This window comes from Vibrio thalassae, from assembly GCF_900089835.1.
GTDB classification, from domain to species: Bacteria; Pseudomonadota; Gammaproteobacteria; order Enterobacterales; family Vibrionaceae; genus Vibrio; species Vibrio thalassae.
On record NZ_OANU01000141.1, the window covers coordinates 44,916 to 46,052 of the forward strand.

The window sequence follows — 1,137 nt, forward strand, 5'->3', positions numbered from 1 at the left end:
CTGGACATATGGGACTTGAGAGAGTTGATGTTTGGTTTCAAGATGAAGCAATATTTGGCCAGCAAAATACGACAACTCGACTTTGGGCTGAACGTGGTTCAAGGCCTAGAGCGGTAAAACAACAGCAATTTGAGTACGCTTATTTGTTTGGCTCAGTATGCCCCACTAGAGGGATCGGAGAAGCAATGGTAGTTCCTTGGGTTAACAAAGAGATTATGGTTGAGCACCTTAAGCAGATCGCCGCAGTCACCGAAAAGGGACGTCATGCCGTCGTCATTATGGATGACGCAGGATGGCACACCGAAGATATTGCTGATGAATTTCAGAACATCAGTGTCATCAAGCTCCCACCCTATTCTCCGGAGCTAAACCCCATAGAACAAGTATGGAGTTGGTTGAGACAACACTATCTCGCCAATCAGTCTTTTTCGGATTACGAAGATATCGTCTCTAAAGTGTGTAGCGCATGGAATAGTTTTTTGGAGTGCTCCACTAGAGTCTCCAAGATGTGTTCGAGACGATGGATAGAGCTGACCAGTTAATTTTCCAGATTAGTATAATCAACAGAGACTCGACCTGATTGAAAAGAAGATAACAAAATTGTAGATAATAAAAAACCCGACGCTTTCGCATCGGGTTCTCTAATAAGTGGCGGAGTGGACGGGACTCGAACCCGCGACCCCCGGCGTGACAGGCCGGTATTCTAACCAACTGAACTACCACTCCGCAGTGGTCTATTTAAAGTCTTATCTTAAACGTGCTTTAAACAGATGATGTTCAAAGCCTGGCGATGTCCTACTCTCACATGGGGAAACCCCACACTACCATCGGCGCTATTGCGTTTCACTTCTGAGTTCGGCATGGAATCAGGTGGGTCCACAACGCTATGGTCGCCAAGCAAATTCTTTAATTCGGAAAGCCTCTTTCTCTTATATTAAGAGCGTGTTCTCATACACATTCAATTTGTTCTTACTTTGAGTCCATCAAAACCCTTTGGGTGTTGTATGGTTAAGCCTCACGGGCAATTAGTACAGGTTAGCTCAACGCCTCACAACGCTTACACACCCTGCCTATCAACGTTCTAGTCTCGAACAACCCTTTAGGACGCTTAAAGCGCCAGGGAAGACTCATCTCAGG

The 1,137-nt window shown here is 45.7% G+C and carries 1 protein-coding gene, 1 tRNA gene and 2 rRNA genes; 1 reads left to right on the forward strand and 3 read right to left on the reverse strand.

Going from position 1 to position 1,137, the window contains the following annotated elements:
* Nucleotides 1-542: IS630 family transposase (locus VTH8203_RS25240; protein ID WP_244181299.1), on the forward strand; the 542-nt coding region annotated here is incomplete at its 5' end.
* Between the two features lie 107 nt (nt 543-649).
* Here VTH8203_RS25240 and VTH8203_RS22480 read toward each other — a convergent pair.
* The 3 genes from VTH8203_RS22480 to VTH8203_RS22490 form a co-directional block, all read right to left on the reverse strand.
* A tRNA-Asp gene (locus VTH8203_RS22480) sits at nt 650-726 on the reverse strand.
* Nucleotides 727-782: 56 nt separating this feature from the next.
* Nucleotides 783-898, reverse strand: a 5S ribosomal RNA gene (rrf, locus tag VTH8203_RS22485).
* A gap of 106 nt (nt 899-1,004) precedes the next feature.
* Nucleotides 1,005-1,137: ribosomal RNA gene (locus VTH8203_RS22490) — 23S ribosomal RNA — on the reverse strand; the annotation flags it as partial.